Origin of the sequence: Photorhabdus laumondii subsp. laumondii (genome assembly GCF_003343245.1) — a bacterium.
In the GTDB taxonomy this organism is placed as follows: domain Bacteria; phylum Pseudomonadota; class Gammaproteobacteria; order Enterobacterales; family Enterobacteriaceae; genus Photorhabdus; species Photorhabdus laumondii.
Genome location: NZ_CP024901.1, coordinates 3,194,625 through 3,217,173, shown reverse-complemented (window position 1 = coordinate 3,217,173; position 22,549 = coordinate 3,194,625). Strand labels below are relative to the sequence as shown.

Below are 22,549 nucleotides of genomic sequence, written 5' to 3'. Positions count from 1 at the left end.
AATATGCTGATACTAACGTTCATCATAAAGTAAGCAAGAAATTTTTTAATAAAATGCTGGAGGCAACCGATTACGTTCTGTATAATGCCACGGCAATATTTTATACCTTAAATTTTCAGCAGCTTGGTGAGATATTGCTTATGTTACGAATTAAAAAAGAAGCTTTAACCTTTGATGATGTTCTGTTAGTTCCTGCCCACTCTACTGTTTTACCTAACACTGCTGACCTGTCTACTCAACTGACTTCCTCCATTTGTCTGAAAGTTCCTATGTTATCTGCCGCTATGGATACCGTCACCGAATCCGGTTTGGCTATCGCGTTGGCTCAGGAAGGTGGAATGGGTTTTATCCATAAAAATATGTCCATTGAGCGTCAGGCAGAAGAAGTTAGCCGAGTCAAAAAACATGAGAGTGGTGTTGTGACAGATCCCGTCACAGTGGCACCTGAAACAACGCTGCGTGAAGTTAAAGAATTGACAGAACGTAATGGTTTTGCGGGTTATCCGGTTGTCACTGAAGGAAATGAGTTGGTTGGTATTATTACTGGCCGTGATGTACGTTTCGTTACCGATTTGGATCAGCCTGTTACTGCGGTAATGACGCCTAAAGCGCGTCTGGTGACAGTAAAAGAAGGTGAAGCCCGTGAAGTTGTGTTGCAGAAAATGCACGAAAAACGTGTTGAAAAAGCGCTGGTAGTTGATGAAAACTTTCATCTGCTTGGCATGATCACGGTTAAAGATTTTCAGAAAGCAGAACGTAAACCAAACGCCTGTAAGGATGCACGTGGTCGTTTACGTGTTGGTGCCGCGGTTGGTGCCGGTGCTGGCAATGAAGCGCGTATTGATGCATTGGTTGCTGCTGGTATTGATGTTCTGCTGATTGATTCCTCGCATGGTCATTCTGAAGGGGTGTTGCAACGTATCCGTGAAACCCGTGCTAAGTACCCGAATCTACAAATTATTGGTGGTAACGTGGCGACTGGAGAAGGCGCAAAAGCGCTGGTAGCGGCTGGCGTCAATGCGGTTAAAGTCGGTATTGGTCCCGGTTCTATCTGTACTACCCGTATTGTTACTGGTGTAGGGGTACCACAAATTACCGCTATCTCTGATGCCGTTGAAGCGCTGGAAGGCACCGGCATTCCAGTTATTGCTGATGGTGGTATTCGTTTCTCTGGCGATATTGCCAAAGCCATCGCCGCGGGAGCGTCGTGTGTTATGGTGGGCTCTATGTTGGCAGGGACAGAAGAATCACCAGGAGAAATTGAGCTCTACCAAGGACGTTCATTTAAATCTTATCGTGGTATGGGATCATTGGGGGCGATGTCCAAAGGCTCTTCTGATCGATATTTCCAAACTGATAATGCCGCAGACAAACTGGTGCCGGAAGGTATTGAAGGCCGTGTTGCCTATAAAGGCTTGCTGAAAAACATTGTCCATCAGCAAATGGGAGGCTTGCGTTCCTGTATGGGGCTGACTGGCTGTGCAACTATTGATGAGTTGAGAACCAAAGCAGAATTTGTTCGCATCAGTAATGCCGGTATTCAGGAAAGCCACGTTCACGATGTCACTATCATCAAAGAGTCTCCAAACTACCGGTTAGGTTTGTAATCCATATTTATTGTGGCCCATATAAGGGCCACTTATCTTTATTTGTTACTTGTTTTTTTGGAATTCACCGCACATGACAACTAATATCCATCAGCACCGCATTCTTATCCTTGATTTTGGTTCGCAATATACTCAATTGATTGCTCGCCGTATCCGTGAAATCGGGGTTTATTGTGAACTTTGGGCATGGGATGTCACTGAAGAGCAAATCCGCGAATTTAACCCAAGCGGCATTATTCTTTCCGGTGGCCCGGAAAGTACCACAGCACAAGGAAGTCCACGTGCTCCTGAATATGTTTTCAACGCTGGCGTTCCGGTTCTGGGGGTCTGCTATGGCATGCAAACGATGTCAGTACAGTTTGGTGGTAAGGTAGAAGATTCTACTGAGCGTGAATTTGGGTATGCTCAGGTTGAGATTAAAGCGGAAAGTGCATTATTCCGTGGGATCCAAGATTCATTAAATGAGCAAGGTAAACCATCATTGGATGTATGGATGAGTCACGGTGATAAAGTTACTGCAATTCCCGAGGACTTTATCACTATCGCCAGCACTGATACCTGTCCATTTGCCATCATAGCAAATGAAGAAAAACGTTTTTATGGCGTGCAATTCCACCCGGAAGTCACTCATACCCATCAGGGACAGCGTATATTGGAACGTTTTGTACTGGATGTATGCCAATGTGAAGCGTTGTGGACGCCTGCTTCTATTATCGAAGATACCGTTGTACGCCTGCGTGAACAGGTTGGTGAGGATCACGTTATTTTGGGGCTGTCCGGTGGTGTTGATTCCTCTGTCACTGCATTGTTACTGCATCGTGCAATTGGTAACCGCCTGACCTGTGTATTTGTTGATAATGGTTTACTGCGTTTGAATGAAGCCACTCAAGTGATGGAAATGTTTGCCGGCAAATTTGGACTGAATATTGTTCATGTTCCCGCAGAAGATCGCTTCCTGACTGCACTGGCTGGCATTAATGATCCGGAAGAGAAGCGTAAAACAATTGGCCGTGTGTTTGTTGAAGTCTTTGATGAAGAGGCGAGCAAACAGGCTCAGGTTAAATGGCTGGCACAAGGCACTATTTACCCAGATGTTATCGAATCAGCGGCATCTGCGACCGGCAAAGCACACGTTATCAAATCTCATCATAACGTAGGTGGTTTGCCGGAAGAGATGAAATTGGGTCTGGTGGAACCGCTGAAAGAGTTGTTCAAAGATGAAGTACGTAAAATTGGTTTGGAATTGGGATTGCCTTATGACATGTTGAACCGTCATCCATTCCCAGGCCCAGGTTTGGGCGTTCGTGTACTGGGTGAAGTGAAGAAAGAGTACTGCGATCTGTTACGGCAGGCTGATGCTATTTTCATCGAAGAGCTGCACAAAGCTGATTTGTACAATAAAGTCAGTCAGGCGTTTACCGTATTCTTGCCAGTTCGCTCCGTGGGTGTGATGGGGGATGGTCGTAAATATGACTGGGTTGTTTCGTTGCGAGCAGTAGAAACGATTGATTTTATGACCGCACATTGGGCGCATTTACCATACGATTTCCTAGGCCGGGTTTCTAACCGGATCATCAATGAAGTCAATGGGATATCAAGAGTTGTCTATGATGTCAGCGGCAAACCACCTGCGACTATTGAGTGGGAATGATCCCGAATCCGGCATAGACTGGCACTAAAGTGTTGTGGCGGCTGGATCGACTCGGGCGTAGCCTCGCCGATCTGATGCAGATCGTGGCTGACCTTGAGCAGCGCAGCGGGCAGATTGGTTTTCCATGTGTTCGCGGCACTGGCCGAGTTCGAGCGCGGCTTAATCCGGGAGCGGACGCAGGCCGGGCCTGTGGCTGCAAACCGAAGCTGGACGACCAGCAGGTGCGCGAGATCAAAGCCCTGTTGCGCGATCCCGATATTCAGGTGGCCGAGGTGGCCCGCCGTTATGGCGTGTCCCGAACCACACTTTACAAGCATGTCGGCGTCATCACGCCGCGCCAATGAGGATTTGGGATGACCCAACAACTAGACGCCGCAAACAGCGTGCGCAGCAAGGTTACTCCTAGAGCTGTTGCAGTGCCTGTATGTCCCGTCACGGCAGCGACTGAGGCTTTGGCGACAGAGGGCGGGCTCGAAGCCCGAGGGGCCATTTTCACGCGCTTTGAGGTGGTGGATTTCATTCTCGACTTGGTTGGTTACACAGAGGATCAACCGCTTCACGAAAAGCGGCTTTTGGAGCCGTCATTTGGTGGTGGCGACTTTCTGTTGCCGATCATTGAGCGGCTACTGAGTGCATGGCGGGCAGCAAGGCCGAGCGGTTCCGCGCTCGACGAACTAACCGATGCAATCCGGGCGGTGGAATTGCACCACGAGACCTTTAAGAGCACCAAAGCTGCCGTTGTCACACTGCTCAGGCGGCAAGGGATCGCTGCGAATGCTGCGGTCACGTTGGCTAGTTACTGGCTGTCGCAAGGCGATTTCCTGCTGGCACCGCTGGAGGGGCAATTTGATTTTGTGGTTGGCAACCCACCCTATGTTCGTCAGGAGTTGATTCCGGCACCGCTGCTTGCAGAATATCGTAGTCGTTACCTGACGATGTATGACCGGGCAGATATCTACATTCCCTTCATTGAGCGGTCTCTGTCGGTTTTGTCGGATGGTGGCAGCCTAGGCTTCATCTGCGCTGATCGCTGGATGAAAAACCGCTATGGCGGGCCACTGCGCAGCCTCGTAGCCGAGCGGTTCCACCTGAAAGTCTATGTCGACATGGTGGATACACCTGCCTTCCACTCCGATGTGATTGCTTACCCAGCAATCACTATCATCAGCCGTGAAGTGCCGAGGCCAACGCGCATCGCTTACCGCCCGGCTATTGACCCTGCGACGCTGACCGCATTGGCAGGTTTGCTCAAAGCACCCTCGCTGCCGAAGGAAGTCGGCCCGGCGCGTGAACTTGCCCAAGTGACCAACGGTTCGGAGCCGTGGTTGCTGGAGTCATTCGACCAGATGGCGGTTATTCGCCGTCTGGAGGGGGACTTTCCCCTGCTGGAAGAGGCAGGGTGTAAGGTCGGGATCGGTGTTGCGACTGGCGCGGACAAAGCATTTATCGGGGATTTCGACGCGCTTAATGTTGAGCCAGACCGGAAGGTGCCGCTGGTAACAACCAAAGACATCATGACCGGCGAAGTGGAGTGGCGCGGTCTGGGTGTTATCAACCCCTTTGCTGAGCAGGGCGGACTGGTCGATCTTGACGAGTATCCCCGTCTGCGGCGCTACCTTGAGGCTCGACGAGAGGTGATCGCTGGGCGTCACTGTGCGCAGAAAGCTCCGGCCAACTGGTATCGCACAATTGACCGCATCACGCCGTCGTTGGCTGCGAGGCCAAAGCTCCTGATTCCAGATATCAAGGGACAGGCGCATATCGTCTATGAAAATGGTGAACTGTATCCTCACCACAACCTCTACTACGTCACGTCAGACGACTGGGATTTACGGGCCTTGCAGGCTGTCCTGCTATCCGCGGTCACTCGTCTGTTTGTGGCGACCTATTCAACGAAAATGCGGGGTGGATTCCTACGCTTCCAAGCTCAGTACCTGCGCCGCATTCGCATTCCGCACTGGGCTGAAGTGTCAGAACCGCTGCGCCGTGAGTTAGCCGAGGCTGCTATCAAACGGGACTTGCAAGCTTGCAACCGGGCTGTGTTCAGGCTCTACGACTTAAGCCAAGAAGAACGATCTGCCCTCGGGGGAAATGGAGAATAAATGGCGCTCGATCTCGTCGACTACGAACAGAAAGCCCGCGAAGCCGTGAAGGCGTTTTGGGGCAACCGCGAAGCAGCAAGACAAAAACAAATAGAGTCGGGCAAGGCCGACCAAGGTGAACGTGCCGGAGTCACCGCTGGCAAGAACATGGACGGGTTCTTGGCTTTGGTGCTCGACATCATCAAGGCCAATGGGCTAGCCCATGCTGAGATTCACCAGAACCGGGCGATGCTGACCCTGCCCGGATATTTTCGTCCGACTAAACTGTGGGATCTTTTGGTGCTCTACAAGGGACAATTAATCGCAGCCATCGAACTGAAAAGCCAAGTAGGCCCCTCGTTCGGAAACAACTTTAATAATCGAACTGAGGAAGCAATCGGGACGGCTCATGATTTATGGACAGCCTTCCGTGAAGAAGCTTTCGGCAAGCAACCGCGTCCATTTGTAGGGTGGATGATGATGGTTGAGGATGCGTCGGAGTCTCGTAAATCCGTCCGCGACTCGTCGCCACACTTTCCTGTGTTCGAGGAATTCAAGGGCGCGTCATATCTCAAGCGGTATGACCTGCTGTGTCAGCGACTGGTGCAGGAGCAGCTTTACACTACCGCTGCCGTCATCGCGGCGGAGCGCAGTGCAGTGAATACCGGCGATTTCGCGGAGCTGTCTTCAATGACCAGCCTCAAGACGTTCGTGGCAGCTTTAGCAGGCCACGTTGCGGCAGAAGCGGCACGATTGGGCTGAGATAGGAGCACCTATGTCCGATCTTAGCGGAAGTGAACGTCGGAAACTGGAAAGGCTGCTCGGAATGAGCGGCGGGTACGTCCTCAATTTTTCCGACCGAACCTTCGGCGACTTTTTCGTCGAATACCGGGTGGAAATTGATGCTGAATGCTACCGAGCGCGCGGCACGTCGAAGGCTAACCGTATGCGCACCTTCTGGGAGTTGGAGGCGAACTATGTGGTGGGTCGAGTTATCGGCGGTTTGGTCGACTACGCCAGCGAAAAGCAGTGCTTTGGTGACAGCAACCCAGTGCTGATTGACGATTGCCGGAAGATCGCTCAGCGGCTTCTCAGTGACCAGCCGGTTGCTGAGCTAGATGCGCTGATAGCCATCGCGGATGAACGAGATTTCGAGGTGGTGGCGGAGCACGTTCGCGAAGCTATCGAGAAAAATCAACCTGAGGGCGGGTTAGATCGGCTTCATACGTTCGTCAACAAGTTTATCCGTGTAACATGTGCGCCTCACGGCATCACGATCACCCGTGGCAAACCGTTGCATAGCGTCTTTGGCGAGTATGTGAAGGCGTTACGTGATGGAGGTCATCTTGAGTCAGCGATGACCGAGCGTATCTTAAAGTCCAGCATCTCGGTGCTTGAAGCCTTTAACGATGTGCGGAACAACAAGAGCTTAGCTCACGACAACCCAATCCTGAATTATGAGGAAAGCCTGTTGATCTTCAATCACGTTGCGGCCTCGGTTCGGTTTATCAAGTCGCTAGAGGCGAGGATAAAAGCTAAAGTGACACAGGCGAAACACGGTGGTTGGGACGAAAGTATCCTTTTCTAGCCGCGATGGCATCGCACGGAACTTGGCTACCAAACCGTGCACTTTGAAAGGAGGGTGGCACCAAATGAAAGATAGATCGCATGATGAGGTCATGGCCGAGCACTTCCGCGCTGATCGACTTATGCAGCGGAGCTGCTTGCCGAAGTCCGTCGCGACGGTGACCCGGCCGAACTGGCCATTCTGTTGCGGCAGATGGCCTCGGAGCAGGATGCGAGGCAAGATGCAACCGATGTAGGGCGCAAACTAACCCCCTGATTAGAACGTGGTATTTTCATGGTCTTGTGAGTTCCTGTTATTGCAATGTGCTGATTTATATGTATTTTTATTCGTAATTTATAAGAGTGGAAAGTTCCCAGAGTCTATAGACATCGATTGAAGCCTAAACTAAAAACACCAATAAAACTAAAGCGTTTTTTGGTGTTTTTATTTATGGTATGCACTATGGATATTCACTTTAGGTTGCTGTTAAGACTTGGTTTTTTCAGCTTTATTTTGTCTAGAATCTGGGCTGGATTTAATGACAACAAACCGGCCATGTGCACAAATTCCACGACATCTAGTCTTCTTTCACCATTCTCAACTTTGGCTATAAATGATTGAGGACGGCCAAATGCTTGTGCCAATTTTTCCTGTGTAATGCCTTTTTCTAGGCGTGTTTCGCGTAATAATCGGATAACACGCTGGTATTCTTCTGAGTAAATTGAGCTCATCCGTTTTGCCTTAATAAAAAATCCTAAGATAGAATATCTCTCATTTGCAAAAATATCCAAAATAAGAAAAAGAGAAACTTTACTGGCTAACTTATCAGAAAACTCAGGTTTGAAGCTTTTATGGCGGTAATAAAAACATAAAATAAAGACATTAAACTGGTTTTATAATTAGCTCACAGTTGGAAAGAACAACATGATAAATGAACAGTTTACTCGTTGGGATTCAGCAGAATACCTGAAAACCAAAGTAGATATGGCTGCGTATTTGAATGCCTGTATTGAAGAAGCGGGTGATGATCCTGCCTTTATTGTGCGTGCGTTAGGTACAATTGCGCGTGCGCATGGTATGACTCAGGTGGCAAAAGATGCCGGTCTGTCTCGTGAGAGTTTATATCGGGCGTTATCTGGTGACGGAGACCCTGAGTTTGGCACTATTCTGAAAGTCGTTAAAGCATTAGGTTTGAAACTCCATGTGACAGAGGAATAATATTGATCATAGTAATGAATAACCTGCTATTTGCCCGCTTGTTGTGGAAAGGGGAAAACTAAAAGGAGTGAACTATACTGGTTACAGAACAGGTTCACTCACTACTTTAGGGATGTTGCAGTTAACGCTATATGCAAAGCCACAGACTCATAGAGAGAGGGACTGTTATTTGTATTAGTGTCTAGCGATACTCCCACTTATATTTAAGCTCAATGAATTTGCTATCAGAACCTAAGCTGGCATCAGCTTTTTCCATTTTTTCAAGCCATTTCTCAAAATCATAAGGCCATTTCTTTACATCCTCAGGTAAAGTATTGGATAAAACCGCTATTGTTTCTTTAGGGAATTTTTTAACTATTGCTTCGTTTTTAATATAATACATCAAGGATGCACCATTGTTCGTGCATGTTAAGAAAGGCATAACAATATCTACTAACTTTGGAAACATAGTTTCTTGAGAAAATAAAAGACGGGAAATATTTTCTGTTGTTTCTGGTGATTTTATTGCCTTTTGACGAGGCCAAACATGGGTAAAAAATTGAATTATTAAATCTCGCCATTGTAAAAAAAATTTATTATCAGGTTCATCTTTTGAAGAAAGCCTCCATAGCAACCATAGGATTTTATGGCGTAACTTCTCATCACCATAAAAAAGAGCATCTCTAAATTCAGAATCGGAAATAAATTGCTTTGATTTTTCATACAATTTACTAGCCCAACCAAATAATAAAAAATTTGCTACTGAATTTGTTTGATGCTCAGAGTGAAATGACACGCTATTACGTAAAAAGCCTAGTAAAAATGGTTTCAAAGTATCATACAACTGAGAGCTTCTGGGGTAGGTTTCTCCCCAGAAATAGCCATTCCAGAATGCTTCCTTCTCGTCTGGCTCACCATTTTTGATAACATGTAACAAATTATTATTAGTCCACACTGGAATATGGTGATGTAACCAAATTAGTTGTTTGACTAAATATACTAAAGCGTATTTCCTGGAATCACCTGATAAAGTATTCAAACGTTCAATATTAGAAAGCCATTGTTGAGATAATTTGTCTTCTAAATGGAAATTTTTTAGACGAGGGTCTTTAAACAATATATGTGCGATTGATGACATGGGAGAGTTTTCAGCTTCTGGAATCCAATCGCGCCGTTCTCTTTTAATTTCGATGGTAGTAATAGGAGTTGGCATTATCCCTATAGTGTCAATAAGATGCTTTAATAATGTGTCATAGATGTCAATATCTATAGAAGCTAACTTTTCATTTATAGACGAAATCCAACATAAAACAGGATCAATAATTGAGACTAAATCTTTGTTAGAATAAGACATCATTTGTCTTGCAATAAAATAAATGAACTTTTTTTTATCATTTTTTCGCGATTCAGACGACAGGAACTTTTCCCATATTTCTTTAGGATACTCTTTTTTCTCTTTAGCCCAATGTCTTAGTGCAGAAAAAGCCCTTAATGGATATTGCTTTGATAATCCTTTAAAAGGGTCGTTCCTCTCTGAAACGATCCGTTCAACAGAATTAAATTCTAAGGCTTGCGGAATAATATCCCTTATAGGAATACCCAATAATTCATTACAGTTAGATTCAATACTTATATACCCACCTTTGGGTTCCATAGAAGTAATGGCATTATCTGCTAGCCCAATTTCCCATTCAGGATATATATTTTGAAGTTCTCTAACCCGCTCTTTTATATCAATATAAAAATGACAGCCTTTATTCTTAAGCCAGAATATTCGATTTAGGATACTATCAGCTTGCCATTTATCGCCTAGATTACTATCTATACATGCAGGAATGAGCCTACCTTTTAATAAACGCTCAACAATTTCAATGCACTCATTCTCTCTTAATTCATCCCATCTATCTGCAAGTGTTAGCATCAGGTCTCTTTGATTATGTTCATTCCAAAATTCATCATCGCTTAATGCATTGATAAGTGGGTAAAAATCGGAAGAGGGGACGATTTCAGGCTTACATGCAATCCATATACGAAGTTGTGAAAATATAGGATTATTTCTGGGCCAACTCAAGAATTCGTTTCTTGCTTCATACAGGTCTAGTTGAATTAACCTTTCATACAAATGTACGTATCGCAATACATATCCTTCCAGCCCGACATCTCTTATACTTAAACCTAGTTCTATACTGCTGTCCTCTCTAATTGGTGATAACAAACGCACTGAGTGAGGTGTCCTTTTCTCTGATTCTAACGAATAAGCGTATTCAATATTTTTCCTCAGTTCTGGAATCACTTTAATTAGTAAAGAATTTGGAATATTAATTGCATCAAAATGGTGTTTTTCTATATATCGTACATCTAATTCCAGAAATTTACGAAGCTCAGTTATCGTATTAATTGGAGGGAGAAGGCTATTTATTTTGCTAGATACAGCTAAATATGGGCGCGTCAGTTTTATATATTGACGGAACGTCACTTCATTCCAACCGTATGTTTTAATTTCGTGTGATAGACTATACCAGTGGCGTTCAAAATCTTCATCTTTATATTCATATTGCCACGACTCAATTAGGTATTGCCAGATTTTGCGAATTTCACTATCTACTTTATTCTCTTTGAGTTTCTGTAAAATATAATGTTGGATAGCTGGTTTAAGATAATTTTGTTTCGTTGCCCACCATATGGCTGTCGGCTGATGAGCTACTTTTGCAAGCCAGACACCAAGAAACCATTGTCTATTAGATAACTTTGAGTTTCCATATTCAGATGTTGTTCTGAATGAAGCAAAATGTTTCTTGTTTAACTCTTTAATATCATCATGATGTGGTTGAAACGCATCCCATGCCTTTTTAGCTATTTCTTTATCTATATCTTCATTATTCTTTTGATAAATATCAGGTGTTTTATCAAAGTCTAAACCGTATAAAGTGAAAGGTTCAGGGGAAGTGTTACATCTCAAAGGCCAGTGGTTATTAGAGTGTGTAGCAAGTCGTATATTACGATCAAAAACACATAACCATTCTGCAGGAGGTGGATTATCAATAAGTGCAAACTTCTTCATACCTTTTGAAGTAGATACAATATGAGCAACTTGTCCACGTTCGTGGGGTAAGAGATTGGTTGGGCCACGTCGAGCTATCTCTATAGTTTCGCTATACCATTGCTCTACGTTCTTCGCTTTTTTCGCCCAAGCATCTAATGTCTCCCAAAGAGCAGTATGTTTATCTTCAGGACTGTAAGCAATTGCTTGAACACCTTTATGTTCCCATAGTTTTCTTGCTTCTTCTATGGTTCCAGATTGAAATGCATATACATTTTTTGCTTTTATCAGATTTTTATTAAGTCCTTCGAGCAAATATTGCATTGGGGGATCATTTGCAGAATAGCCAATAAATACAACTGTATATTTAGAAAAAATCTCTCGAATAAAGTTCGTTGCCCAACCATCAGAAAGATAGGCTCTTCCAAACTCTGAACCTGATAAAACAAAACCATTGCCTTCTGCACCAATGTAATCGGAATTAGATCTTCCATGAAGATATACCAGTCCATCAATTAATTCATTTTTGGATAAATCTGGTAAATTTGGAGGTAGAAAACACGGAATCTCTGTCAAGGAACAATCATTGAATAAACGATCAAAGTTAGTTGTAATTAATTGCACTCGACCTTCGGATGTAGTAGCAAGGTCTAACAATAATTTATGTGCAGATGTGTCAACTGTGTCCGATGGTTTCAGTACTTGAGCTACAGTTTTTTCAATTAAATTCGTTTCGAACTCTTGTTCTAATAAGCTAAATATCCGATCTGTTGAAATAAGAGTTGATGCATAAGAAGGTAATGCAACTTCATTTCCTTCCTTATCTTTTAATCCTTTATTCAAAAAATCATAAAGTTGACGAGCTTGGCTATCATTAGTCGTTCCGAGTAAATCAATAACTTTTTGCGCCAATTGAAAAAAATTAGGAAGCTTAGCTTTGGCAAGCGATATCCCTGCGCCACAAAAGAAAACCACGTGCCCTTGATCACGGGCAAGTAATAATTCATCAGGAATAAGTGGTCCATCTTGAATAAACCGCAATTTTCTCTCCTTATATTGAAAATAATTTCATTATACTTTTTTATCATTTACCTTAGAATAAGGCAACTTTTTTCTATCCCATGTTTGTGTTTCTGATGTTGTTCATAAAGCGTTAATATTTCTGAATCAGGCAATTGATAATGTAATGGATTGATACCACCTTGATTAGATTGTTTTGCTATTTTAGGGTGTTTTCCGATGACTATTTTGCTCATATATCGTCTCTTTCCCTGTAGATAATATGATTTCATCATTGAATTGTTTTAATACCGTAGCAAAGTCTGCACGGACTTTATCCAGATCATCTGCTAGAGTTTCAACGTCACTTTTCTGTGAGATAAGTTCACAATAGTTTGTGTTGGGCATAATATCGAATTTCGGTGAAATTGATCTTAATTTATTAAAATATTGTATGAAAATGGTCATTATATTATCTGCATTATTAGCTGTTTCTATTAGTTAAATGACTTATTAACAATGATATTTTATTTTGATTGAAGAATCATACCCGATAAATATATTTATGCTATAGAAATATTGCGGGCCGTTTCAAAAAAAGGACTGAAAATAATGGAGTATAATTTCATTCAAGATAATGATTAGTTGTTTATATAGAATTATTAATTAACATGATTTACGACGATAAGTATCAGAATATGCTATAGTGCTGGCTGGTTTTCGCTGATATTTTTGGAATCTTATGTCTTACCAATGTCCCTTATGTCATCAATCTTTATTGCTCATTCGACAGCAATGGCGCTGTGAGAATAATCATCAGTTTGATTGTGCTAAAGAAGGGTATGTTAATCTGATGCCCGTTCAGCATAAAAGGTCCAAGGAACCGGGGGATAGCCCGGAGATGATGCAATCAAGAAGAGTGTTTTTGGATTCAGGGCATTATCAACCATTACAACGACGGGTTTCGGAATTACTGGAAAAGTATCTGCCAGAAAATGCGGAGAGTTTGTTGGATATAGGATGCGGTGAAGGTTATTACACTGCTGCGGTTGAAGCACAGTTAAGCAAGAGACGTAATTTTAAAATCTATGGGTTAGATGTTGCTAAGATTGCGGTTCGTTATGGCGCTAAGCGCTATCCGGTTGTTAGCTTTTGTGTTGCGTCGAGCCATCGCTTGCCATTTGCCGATCAATCGCTTGCCGGGGTGTTAAGAATTTATGCGCCTTGTAAAGCGGAAGAGTTGGCAAGGGTAGTTAAGCCACAGGGAATTGTTTTGACAGTCACTCCCGGTCCTCGCCATCTTTATCAGCTCAAGGAGTTGATTTATCAAAATATTCATCTTCATCCATTGAAGGCGGAACTGTTGGAAGGATTTGAATTGATAACCGATGAATCGTTATCTTATCCAATGAAATTAGATGGCCTGCAAGCGTATCATTTATTACAGATGACCCCATTTGCCTGGCAAGCAACAGAAGATGTGAAAAATAAGTTGGCAGATAGAGCGCTGTTTGAATGTGAAACTGATTTTATATTGCGGGTCTATCAACGCCTTAATTGATCAAGATTTCAGCCCAAAATATATACCCTATGGCTTTACAGGTGTAAATATTTTGGGCTGGCGGCGTTATTTTGCGTACATAAATAATTCTAGATGTTCAAACAAGATATTGAAGCCAATTGCAATTAGAATCAGCCCACCAATAAGTTCAGCGCGTTTGCCTAACCGTGGGCCAATATAACGGCCAATTAACATACCCAATGTTGCCATAATCATTGTCATCATTCCGATAGCCATCGCAGTATGTACGATATTGACTTCAAGGAACGCTAACCCAATACCAATTGCCATTGCATCCAGGCTGGTGGCAATGGCTGTTGTTATCAACACAATTGAATTATGGCGGCAGGGTGACTCACACTTTTTTTCCTGCTTTGTTTTGAAACTCTCTGTAATCATTCTACAACCCAGAATGAATAACAGAGTGAAAGCAACCCAGTGATCCCACTCTATAATATATTGGCTGGCATAAAGCCCTAGAGACCAGCCAATCAATGGGGTACAGGCTTCTGCCAAACCAAATATTAAACCGGTACGGATTGCTTCACGAAAATGCGGTCTATGTAGTGCGGCCCCTTTACAAATTGAAGCAGCAAAGGCATCCATTGAAAGTGCTAAAGCTAGGATGAGGGTTGCGTACATATTCATTAATATAGCCTCGGTTGGGTGTTTCCATATACATATAACCCACCCCCAACCAATGATGGTGCTATATGCAATGGTCTTGCCAACCGAATTAATAGCTATCTCATTAGACTATTTCATTTGCTATTTTTAGCAACAATAATGCCTGTTAAGATAGCAATAAGGTTACCCGCACCACGTTTATTTTGTAACGAGCGTGTTGATACGGGCTTTTCAGAAAAATTAACTAAATCGTTTCTCTGAAACAGGCTACTCCCCATGACAATTTAAAAGATAGCACAATAATTCAAAAAGGGAAAATAATATTATTTTTAGGGTTAAGGTATGATATTGATAATAATTATCATTATCTGTTTTATGGGGAAAATAAAAGTCAGCGTAAGGCTGACTGTTTATTGTCTATTTTTTTATTTATTATTTTTTCTTATCTATCTGTTTTCGATGAGAAATTTATAAATTCTTTCTAAATCATCAATTTGGCTTACTGATATATATAATTTCTTGTTTTCTAAACCAATAACCAGAATGCCATCTTCAGATAAATTCATGGTTTTTATCCGGCTATAGGAAATAAAGGTATTTGCATAGAAGAAACCGTTATTTTTAAAAAATAATTTAGGCGAACGTATATAGGCAATATAAATAGTCACCAAGATAGTAAACAGCAATAAATATGTGGTTAAACGGCTACCATAAACAGTAATATTATTATAAACAACAATAAGTATCAGGATAATAAAGATGAGTGCATCAATTTTATGTTTTCTTTTTAGCTTTATTTGTAAGTGAGTTTTCCCTTTTAGAAAATTCACCACGAATTCATCATAAACAGCAAAAGCTAGCATGAGTACGATTAAACCAGTTAATGCTATATCATTAAGGTTCATTCCTTATCCCTATCCCTGCATTGTTATAAAAAAGAAAATATGGGGAGGAGTGCCTCCCCGAATGATATTGTACTAAAAGACCATTGTACTAAAAGATCATTGTACTAAAAGATCATTGTACTAGAGACCAAGGAAACCAAATCTGGCACCAATAATCCCCAGAATAAAGAAGCCAATAATGATCCACAGCGCATTGACTTTATGTCGTAATAACCACATACAAGCAAATGTCAGTAAAAGTGGTACCAAGCCTGGCATCAATTGATCGAGGATATTTTGAACCGTGGTTATTGTCTTTTCACCTGTCTGTTGGTTAGGAATTTCTGATACAACCAGCGGGATATTGACTTTCGTCCATTTATTAACTAACGCCCCCATAACAAATAGACCAAGGATTGATGCTCCTTCGGTCATTTTTTGCAGGAAGCCACCACCCATATCCTGAACGATATTGATCCCTTTCTTATAACCATAAGAGATACCTGAATAAAGAACCAACAGGCGTACTAGGTTGAATAAGAAGAAGAATAAGACAGGCCCAAGCCAGCTACCGCTCATTGCCAAGCCCGCACCCAAAGCAGCAAATACTGGGCGGACTGTCCCCCAGAAAATAGGGTCACCAACACCGGCCAATGGCCCCATCAGACCGACTTTGATACCGTTAATCGCACCATCATCGATCGTTGCGCCATTAGCACGCTGTTCCTCCATTGCCAGGGTGACACCCAGTACAGGTGCGACGACGTAAGGGTGAGTGTTAAAGAATTCAAGGTGGCGTTTGAGTGCCTGTTTACGCTCATCGGTATTTTCTGGATACAAACGACGAAGAGCTGGCACCATAGAGAAACAGAAACCCAAAGCCTGCATACGTTCAAAGTTCCATGAACCTTGAAACACATTAGAACGGAGAAATACACCACGGATATCACTGGGTGTCAGTTTTTTCTGGCCTGCTGTCTGAGCAGTCGTTTTTGTTGTATCTAACATGTTGCTCATCCTTTTAATCTAATTCGTTATCAAGGTCGTTATTGGTGTGTCCAGGGGCAGCCGCTACCTGAGATTTGTTATATTTAGGGCTTAGCTGGATGTACAGCACGGCCATAACAATACCAATAATGCCTAATGCAACCAGGTTAAAATCAGTGAATGCTGCTGTGACGAAACCGAGATAGAAGAAGGGCATTAGGTAACCGGCACGCATCATGTTGATAACCATGGCGTAACCCACAACGACGATCATTCCCCCAGCGATATTCAAGCCATCGGTTACCACTTTTGGAATAGAAGCAAGTAACTGCTGGACTTCGTTGGTGCCAACCGATAGTGCAACGATCAGGGCAGGGATGGCGATACGCATAGCCTGGAGCAGTAATGCGGATAGATGGATAAAGCTAATCGCACGCAGGCTGCCACGTTCTGCCGCGTTGTCAGCAGCATGCTGAAAGGCGACTGTGATGGTACGTACAATGATAGTCAGCACTTGCCCCGCTGCTGCCAGTGGAATGGCCAAAGCGATACCTTCACCAATATCACGACCACCCGCGATGACCAAAATCGTTGAGATGATTGATGCTAAGGCCGCATCCGGGGCAATTGCAGCACCGATATTCATCCAGCCAAGAGCGATCATCTCTAGTGTACCGCCGATAATGATACCGGTTGTCATGTCACCAAGAATGATCCCGATTAAGGTACAAGCCACGAGTGGGCGGTGGAATTGAAATTCATCAAGAATGGAATCCATTCCGGCTATACAAGCTACGATGAATATCAATGCAATTTGAACAACGGTAATTTCCATTGTTTGTCTCCTGTAACCAAATTAAATTTGGTAAGAAATTTTTGTCGTTGAGTAATAGTTAAATTGCTCTGATCTGATTTTCGTTTTTAACCTTCTGGAGTAGATCCATCATTTGTAAGCGGCTGTCACTGGCAACCTTGCGGGCTTCAAGTTCAATGCCTCGTTCATTTAGTTTTTTGAAGGCTGCAATATCGGTTTCATCAACGGATATTGCGTTGTTAACTTGCGTTTTTCCTTGACGGAAAGCCATTCCACCAATGTTGACAGAAGTGATATCGACACCGTCTTCGACTAAACGCAAAACATCTGTTGGGTTTGTAAACAGCAACATGACACGCTCATTGGCATATTTCGGGTTGTTATAAACGCGAACACATTTTGCAACATCAACAACGTGAGCACTGAGCCCCGGTGGAGCAACTTGTTTTAGCAAGGTGGTACGGACAGTATCAGCAGCAACTTCATCGCTGACGACAATGATCCGTTTGACATTGGTTTCTTTTGTCCAACGAGTAGCAACCTGACCATGAATGAGGCGGTCGTCAATTCGAGCCAGTGCAATTTTCATATGACCACCGGCTGATGGTGCAAATGAAGGTGCCGCAACGGATGCCACGGGCTTGGCGGGTTCAGCTATTTGAGGTTCTTCTGTTTTCAGGGCCCGGATGCCTTCTTTCCCGGTTTCCAGAGCAACGGAAACCAGTTCTGCCAGAGATGGGTCATCATCTCGACACATAAAGGTTTCAACTAACATTGGAACGTTAACTCCGGTGATGATCTCATAATTCTCTTTATCTACGGCGATACGGCTAGCCGCATTGAATGGACTTCCTCCCCATGTATCGACAAGAAACAGTACACCTTGCTCTGTATTAAGCGTTTCCAGTTTACTGTTGTATTTTTCAAATAAGGTATCGGCATTTTCACCAGGAACGAAGTCAATGTAAGAGACATTTTCTTGCTCTCCAATTAACATCTCTGCGGTATGAAGCAGTTGCTCAGCCGCAGCTCCGTGTGTGCCAATCATAATGGCTATACTCACCTGTTTTCCCCTCTATTAACAATATATACCCGTTATCTTTCAAGTTGCCTCTTTGTTGGCTGCACTCACTCACCCCGGTCACATAATTATCTATACTCCCGGGGATTCGCTCCCTTGCCGTCGCGATCCATCTTGAAACCCATAGGGTATAAACGCAGGATTATTACACAGTTACTGCAATAAATTTGATGAATCATCCCTCCAATAAAAATCTTATTTGTACGAATAATGACCTTTTATCAATATGATACCTAAATATTTGACTTGATTTAGACTTTATCTCTTATTGACTGAAAAAATCGGCTGTTAGATTAACATTAGAAATACCAGAGGAAAATTGCTGTCAGTCAGAAAAAATGAAATAGATAAAAATGTTAACCACAAAACAATTTAATAAGCTAAAAATTGCAAAATTAATTTATAATTATCTGTAATTTGCTTATTGTTAGATATTTATTCTGCCATCGGTAGCATCTTATTAATTTAAAATTGAAAAAATATTCATCTTTTTAGATCAAAAGATGATCATTTTAAGTTTTGGTCAAAAAATATCCCAACCATAGGGTTGGGATATTTTCATTGCAGAAGCATTTACTGATTAAAAAACAGGTTATTTATTTGATTAATCACACTGAACCTTAATTGCTAACCCACCGCGGGATGTTTCACGATATTTGGCGTTCATGTCTTTGCCTGTTTCGTACATGGTTTCAATAACTTTATCGAGAGAAACGCGCGGTTCGCTGGTACGGCGCAAAGCCATGCGTGCAGCATTGATTGCTTTTACTGAAGCAATGGCATTTCGTTCAATACAAGGTACTTGTACTTGGCCTGCCACCGGGTCACAGGTAAGGCCGAGGTTATGTTCCATACCGATTTCAGCCGCAATACAGACCTGTTCAGCGCTGCCACCGAGCAGTTCAGCAAGGCCGGCAGCGGCCATTGAGCAGGCAACACCTACTTCCCCTTGGCAACCCACTTCAGCGCCAGATATCGATGCATTCATTTTATATAGGATGCCAATAGCGCCAGAAGCCAGGAAATAGCGGATATAGAGCTCTGGTGTTACAGGTTCAATACAATGGTTGTAATAAGCGAGTACGGCAGGAACAATGCCACAAGCGCCGTTGGTTGGTGCGGTAACAACACGCCCACCCGCAGCATTTTCTTCATTGACTGCCAAGGCAAACATATTCACCAAATCCACGACATTCATTGGATCATTAGACAAATTGTTTGATGAGGTCAGCATACGATGTAATGCCGCTGCCCGGCGTGGTACACGCAGTGGGCCAGGTAAAATCCCTTCGGTGTTCAAACCACGTTCAATACAAGCCTGCATGGTATCCCAGACATCGGCAAAATAGGCATTAATTTCTTCTTTGCTGTGGAGATCCAGTTCGTTTTTCATCATTAAACCGGAAATAGATAACCCGGTTTTATTACAATTCATCAGTAATTCTTTTGCTGAATTGAATGGATATGAAACCGGTTTGGTATCCTGAGAGGGTTTACCAAAGTGCTCTTCATCAACAATAAAACCACCACCAATCGAGTAGTAGGTTTTGCTATAAACTTTTTTGTCCCCCGCGAATGCGTGAATTTGCATGCCGTTTTCATGTAATGACAGATTATCACTTCGGAAAACCATGCCGCTATCACGTGGGAAATCGACTTCATGTAAACCGTTGGCTAGTTTAATACGCTGTGTTTGCTCTACATCACGAATAAAACCGGGGATCGAATCAATATCAACGGTGGCGGGTAAATTACCTGCCAGACCCATGATAATGGCGATATCCGTATGATGACCCTTGCCGGTTAATGAGAGTGAGCCGTAAACATCGACGGCTACACGCGTGATAGAAGGCATTAATCCCTGGTTTACCAGATCGTCGACAAACTGTTTGCCGGCTTTCATCGGGCCAACCGTATGAGAGCTAGATGGGCCAATACCGACCTTAAACATGTCGAAAACGCTAATCACGCTAGACTCCTTAAAAAAGATAGAAATGATATAGTTATATATATTGAGGTACGCTACTTTACTGTGATTTAGTAGTGTTGATAAGGGAGTTTACAGGTTTTTTTGAATTATGATAGCAACAGCGATAAAGATGGGTAAAAAAAATACAAATTTGTTATCCTTAAATGATTTGGATCAAACCTGAACTTGTTGAGCTAATTGATGAATTATTGTCGCTGTTAATCCCCAAATGAGATGCTGCTGATACCAGTAAAAATAGACACGATGCTGCTGACCACGGCGACTAACATCAAGATAATGATAACTCGAAAGTGAAAGTGCTTCAGATAGAGGAACTTCGAATATTTTGGCAACTTCTGCCGGGTTGCTGTGGAGGGATAATCCGGGGGGCAATAATCCGACAATAGGCGTTACCAGATAGCCGCCGCTGCTATTTAAAGGGGCGAGTTGTCCCAGAACCTGAACTTTCTGATGAGGTATGTTAACTTCTTCTTCCGCTTCCCGTAGTGCTGTCGCGATTATTGATTTATCTTTAGGATCAGCAACGCCCCCTGGAAAGGCGACTTGACCGGCATGTGATCGTAAAGTGGCTGAGCGTCGGGTCAATAATAACGTTGGCTTCGGTTTGCAGATGATTGGTAATAACACCGCAGCATGGCGGTTGTTATCTGAAAGCCGTTTAGGTGGTGGTGGAAGTTGTAACTGAAATCTGTTAACGAAATCAGACAGTGATATCATATTACTTTTATTTTCCCTAGTTGCGGTAAGATACGATTCAACTTATCAAATGTTTCCTGATACTCTTTTTCAGCAGTGCTGTCGGCAACGATTCCGCCACCGGCCCAGCAATATATTTTTTCTTTCTCAGTTAAGAGGGTACGTATGGTGATATTGCTGTCCATTGTGCCACAGAAACTAATATAGCCAATTGAACCACAATATCCATGTCGGCGGTGAGGTTCAAGCTCTTCTATTATTTCCATTGCTCTGATTTTAGGCGCTCCGGTAATAGAACCACCGGGAAAGCAGGCGCGTAATAAATCCGTAGCATGTTGTTCATTTGGCAGTGTTGCGGTGATTGTGCTAACCAGATGATGAACGGCAGGGAATTGTTCAACTAAAAACAATTCAGGAACTTTAACTGACCCCGGTGTGGCTACCCGGCCAATATCATTACGCAATAAATCGACGATCATCAAATTTTCAGCCTGGTCTTTTTTCGAGGCGGCCAGTTTTACAGCTTGCAGTACGTCCTTTTCTGTATCACTTAAGCGCGGTAATGTTCCCTTAATCGGGCGAGTTTGAATTTGTTTATTCTCCAGGAGTAAAAAACGTTCAGGAGAGACGCTGATAACGCTGTTTTCCGGTAAACGAATAAAGGCGGAAAAAGGTGCACGGTTGTTCTCATTAAGTTTTATGAATGCTTGCCATTCATCTCCTTGGTAATCAGCGCAAAATCGTTGTGCCAGGTTAACTTGATAACAATCACCACTTAACAGATAGTGATGAATGCAGTTAATTTTCTCATGATATTGTTTGGCACTCATATTTGATTGCCATTCACTGGTCAACGTAAAAGCCATTTTTGGCGAAACTTGGTGAGAAGTAAGCCAGTTCAGGCGCGTGTCAACATCACTGTAGCTGAATAAAATCACCTCTTTTTTGTGATGATCAACAATCAGCGCCCAGTCATAAATACCGATTGCCATATCTGGAAATGACAACTCATTTTTGGCTTGTAATGGTAACTCTTCAAGGTAACGCCCAAGATCATATCCCCATAGACCTAGCGCACCGCCCTGAAATGGCAAATCAGGATCACGCTTTGCTGTAATATTTAATTTTTCTAGTTGTCTTTTTAGCAGGTAAAAGGGATCTTCCTCAGTAATATAGCTATCGCCATCTTCATTTATTTCAGTTGATTTATTATGACTAAGCAGTGTTATCCGTGGTTCTGCAACCAGAATATCGAACCGATTATGAGGATGGTTGGCAGCACCAGAATGGAGCAGCATTGCCCAAGACTGATTTGAAATCGGCGCAAAATAGTTGATGGCAGCGTCTGGTTGATAGGGTAATTGCCGTTTTTGTAGTGAAATGCTCATTATTGTGTTGGTTTAGCAGTTGTAATGCAAAAGTGAGTCTTGATTTTAATCCTTACAGATTAACATAGAAATCCATTCCTTACTTGAGTTAAAAATCGCTATACTCTTCGGCATAGATCACTTTATAGAGGTTATTATCATGTTTTCAGCGATGCCAGCTTTATCCCATGAGGAACAGCAACGAGCAGTAGAAAAAATTCAGCAATTGATGGTTGAAGGAATGAGCAGTGGCGAAGCGATTGCGTTGGTTGCACAAGAACTTCGTGAGCGGCATCGAGGAAAAGAGCAGGTTAATGTGGTGTTTGATGATGAAAAATGAACATAATTAAATTATTTATTTAACAATAATCACACATTTGTTTTACCTGACATGTTAGGT

General features: G+C 43.0%; 20 protein-coding genes. 9 read left to right on the top strand and 11 right to left on the bottom strand.

What is annotated here, in order from left to right; translation table 11 throughout:
• The first annotated feature begins 140 nt into the window (after nt 1-140).
• The 6 genes from guaB to PluTT01m_RS13935 all read left to right on the top strand — a co-directional run bounded on the left by guaB (nt 141) and on the right by PluTT01m_RS13935 (nt 6,927).
• Entirely contained in the window at nt 141-1,607 is a 1,467-nt protein-coding gene (guaB, locus tag PluTT01m_RS13960; protein ID WP_011146934.1) for an IMP dehydrogenase, read from the top strand.
• Between the two features lie 73 nt (nt 1,608-1,680).
• Nucleotides 1,681-3,258, top strand: a complete 1,578-nt coding sequence (guaA, locus tag PluTT01m_RS13955) for a glutamine-hydrolyzing GMP synthase (RefSeq protein ID WP_011146933.1) — start codon at nt 1,681-1,683, stop codon at nt 3,256-3,258.
• Between the two features lie 206 nt (nt 3,259-3,464).
• A complete protein-coding gene (locus PluTT01m_RS28260) occupies nt 3,465-3,602 on the top strand; it encodes a helix-turn-helix domain-containing protein (RefSeq protein ID WP_434086425.1) in 138 nt (45 codons plus the stop codon).
• 9 nt (nt 3,603-3,611) lie between these two features.
• Complete coding sequence (locus PluTT01m_RS13945; RefSeq protein WP_082302850.1) at nt 3,612-5,360, top strand: Eco57I restriction-modification methylase domain-containing protein; 1,749 nt, start codon at nt 3,612-3,614, stop codon at nt 5,358-5,360.
• Nucleotides 5,361-6,101 carry a PaeR7I family type II restriction endonuclease gene (locus PluTT01m_RS13940; protein WP_011146931.1) on the top strand — a complete coding sequence of 247 codons (741 nt, stop codon included), beginning with the start codon at nt 5,361-5,363 and terminating at the stop codon, nt 6,099-6,101.
• A gap of 13 nt (nt 6,102-6,114) precedes the next feature.
• The gene (locus PluTT01m_RS13935) at nt 6,115-6,927 is read left to right on the top strand and encodes an abortive infection family protein (protein WP_011146930.1); all 813 of its coding nucleotides are present in this window, start codon (nt 6,115-6,117) and stop codon (nt 6,925-6,927) included.
• 449 nt (nt 6,928-7,376) lie between these two features.
• On the opposite strand, the gene PluTT01m_RS13925 is transcribed toward PluTT01m_RS13935, so the two are convergent.
• A complete protein-coding gene (locus PluTT01m_RS13925; RefSeq protein WP_011146929.1) occupies nt 7,377-7,637 on the bottom strand; it encodes a helix-turn-helix domain-containing protein in 261 nt (86 codons plus the stop codon).
• A 193-nt stretch (nt 7,638-7,830) separates the two neighbouring features.
• On the opposite strand from PluTT01m_RS13925, the gene PluTT01m_RS13920 reads away from it, so the two are divergent.
• Nucleotides 7,831-8,124, top strand: coding sequence for an addiction module antidote protein (locus PluTT01m_RS13920; RefSeq protein WP_011146928.1), 294 nt, complete (start codon nt 7,831-7,833; stop codon nt 8,122-8,124).
• A gap of 181 nt (nt 8,125-8,305) precedes the next feature.
• On the opposite strand, the gene PluTT01m_RS13915 is transcribed toward PluTT01m_RS13920, so the two are convergent.
• Both PluTT01m_RS13915 and PluTT01m_RS26915 read right to left on the bottom strand, forming a co-directional pair.
• Complete coding sequence (locus PluTT01m_RS13915) at nt 8,306-12,184, bottom strand: SIR2 family NAD-dependent protein deacylase (RefSeq protein WP_011146926.1); 3,879 nt, start codon at nt 12,182-12,184, stop codon at nt 8,306-8,308.
• A gap of 47 nt (nt 12,185-12,231) precedes the next feature.
• On the bottom strand, nt 12,232-12,399 hold the full coding sequence (locus PluTT01m_RS26915) for a hypothetical protein (RefSeq protein ID WP_157852054.1): 168 nt from the start codon (nt 12,397-12,399) through the stop codon (nt 12,232-12,234).
• Between the two features lie 485 nt (nt 12,400-12,884).
• Here PluTT01m_RS26915 and rlmA point away from each other — a divergent pair, with 485 nt between their 5' ends.
• A complete protein-coding gene (rlmA, locus tag PluTT01m_RS13905) occupies nt 12,885-13,703 on the top strand; it encodes a 23S rRNA (guanine(745)-N(1))-methyltransferase (RefSeq protein WP_011146924.1) in 819 nt (272 codons plus the stop codon).
• 66 nt (nt 13,704-13,769) lie between these two features.
• On the opposite strand, the gene mntP is transcribed toward rlmA, so the two are convergent.
• The 8 genes from mntP to pabB all read right to left on the bottom strand — a co-directional run bounded on the left by mntP (nt 13,770) and on the right by pabB (nt 22,170).
• Nucleotides 13,770-14,351, bottom strand: coding sequence for a manganese efflux pump MntP (mntP, locus tag PluTT01m_RS13900; RefSeq protein ID WP_011146923.1), 582 nt, complete (start codon nt 14,349-14,351; stop codon nt 13,770-13,772).
• Between the two features lie 425 nt (nt 14,352-14,776).
• On the bottom strand, nt 14,777-15,235 hold the full coding sequence (locus PluTT01m_RS13895) for a DUF986 family protein (RefSeq protein WP_011146922.1): 459 nt from the start codon (nt 15,233-15,235) through the stop codon (nt 14,777-14,779).
• Nucleotides 15,236-15,355: 120 nt separating this feature from the next.
• Entirely contained in the window at nt 15,356-16,222 is an 867-nt protein-coding gene (locus PluTT01m_RS13890) for a PTS mannose transporter subunit IID (RefSeq protein WP_011146921.1), read from the bottom strand.
• A gap of 13 nt (nt 16,223-16,235) precedes the next feature.
• A complete protein-coding gene (locus PluTT01m_RS13885) occupies nt 16,236-17,036 on the bottom strand; it encodes a PTS mannose/fructose/sorbose transporter subunit IIC (protein ID WP_011146920.1) in 801 nt (266 codons plus the stop codon).
• Between the two features lie 58 nt (nt 17,037-17,094).
• Nucleotides 17,095-18,078 carry a PTS mannose transporter subunit IIAB gene (gene manX, locus PluTT01m_RS13880; protein WP_011146919.1) on the bottom strand — a complete coding sequence of 328 codons (984 nt, stop codon included), beginning with the start codon at nt 18,076-18,078 and terminating at the stop codon, nt 17,095-17,097.
• A 622-nt stretch (nt 18,079-18,700) separates the two neighbouring features.
• The gene (locus tag PluTT01m_RS13875) at nt 18,701-20,065 is read right to left on the bottom strand and encodes an L-serine ammonia-lyase (RefSeq protein WP_011146918.1); all 1,365 of its coding nucleotides are present in this window, start codon (nt 20,063-20,065) and stop codon (nt 18,701-18,703) included.
• Between the two features lie 174 nt (nt 20,066-20,239).
• Nucleotides 20,240-20,803 carry a CoA pyrophosphatase gene (locus PluTT01m_RS13870; RefSeq protein WP_011146917.1) on the bottom strand — a complete coding sequence of 188 codons (564 nt, stop codon included), beginning with the start codon at nt 20,801-20,803 and terminating at the stop codon, nt 20,240-20,242.
• Complete coding sequence (gene pabB, locus PluTT01m_RS13865) at nt 20,800-22,170, bottom strand: aminodeoxychorismate synthase component 1 (protein ID WP_011146916.1); 1,371 nt, start codon at nt 22,168-22,170, stop codon at nt 20,800-20,802. Before pabB ends, PluTT01m_RS13870 begins: the two co-directional genes overlap by 4 nt.
• 139 nt (nt 22,171-22,309) lie before the next feature.
• On the opposite strand from pabB, the gene PluTT01m_RS13860 reads away from it, so the two are divergent.
• Entirely contained in the window at nt 22,310-22,489 is a 180-nt protein-coding gene (locus PluTT01m_RS13860) for a YoaH family protein (protein ID WP_011146915.1), read from the top strand.
• The last annotated feature ends 60 nt before the right edge of the window (nt 22,490-22,549 follow it).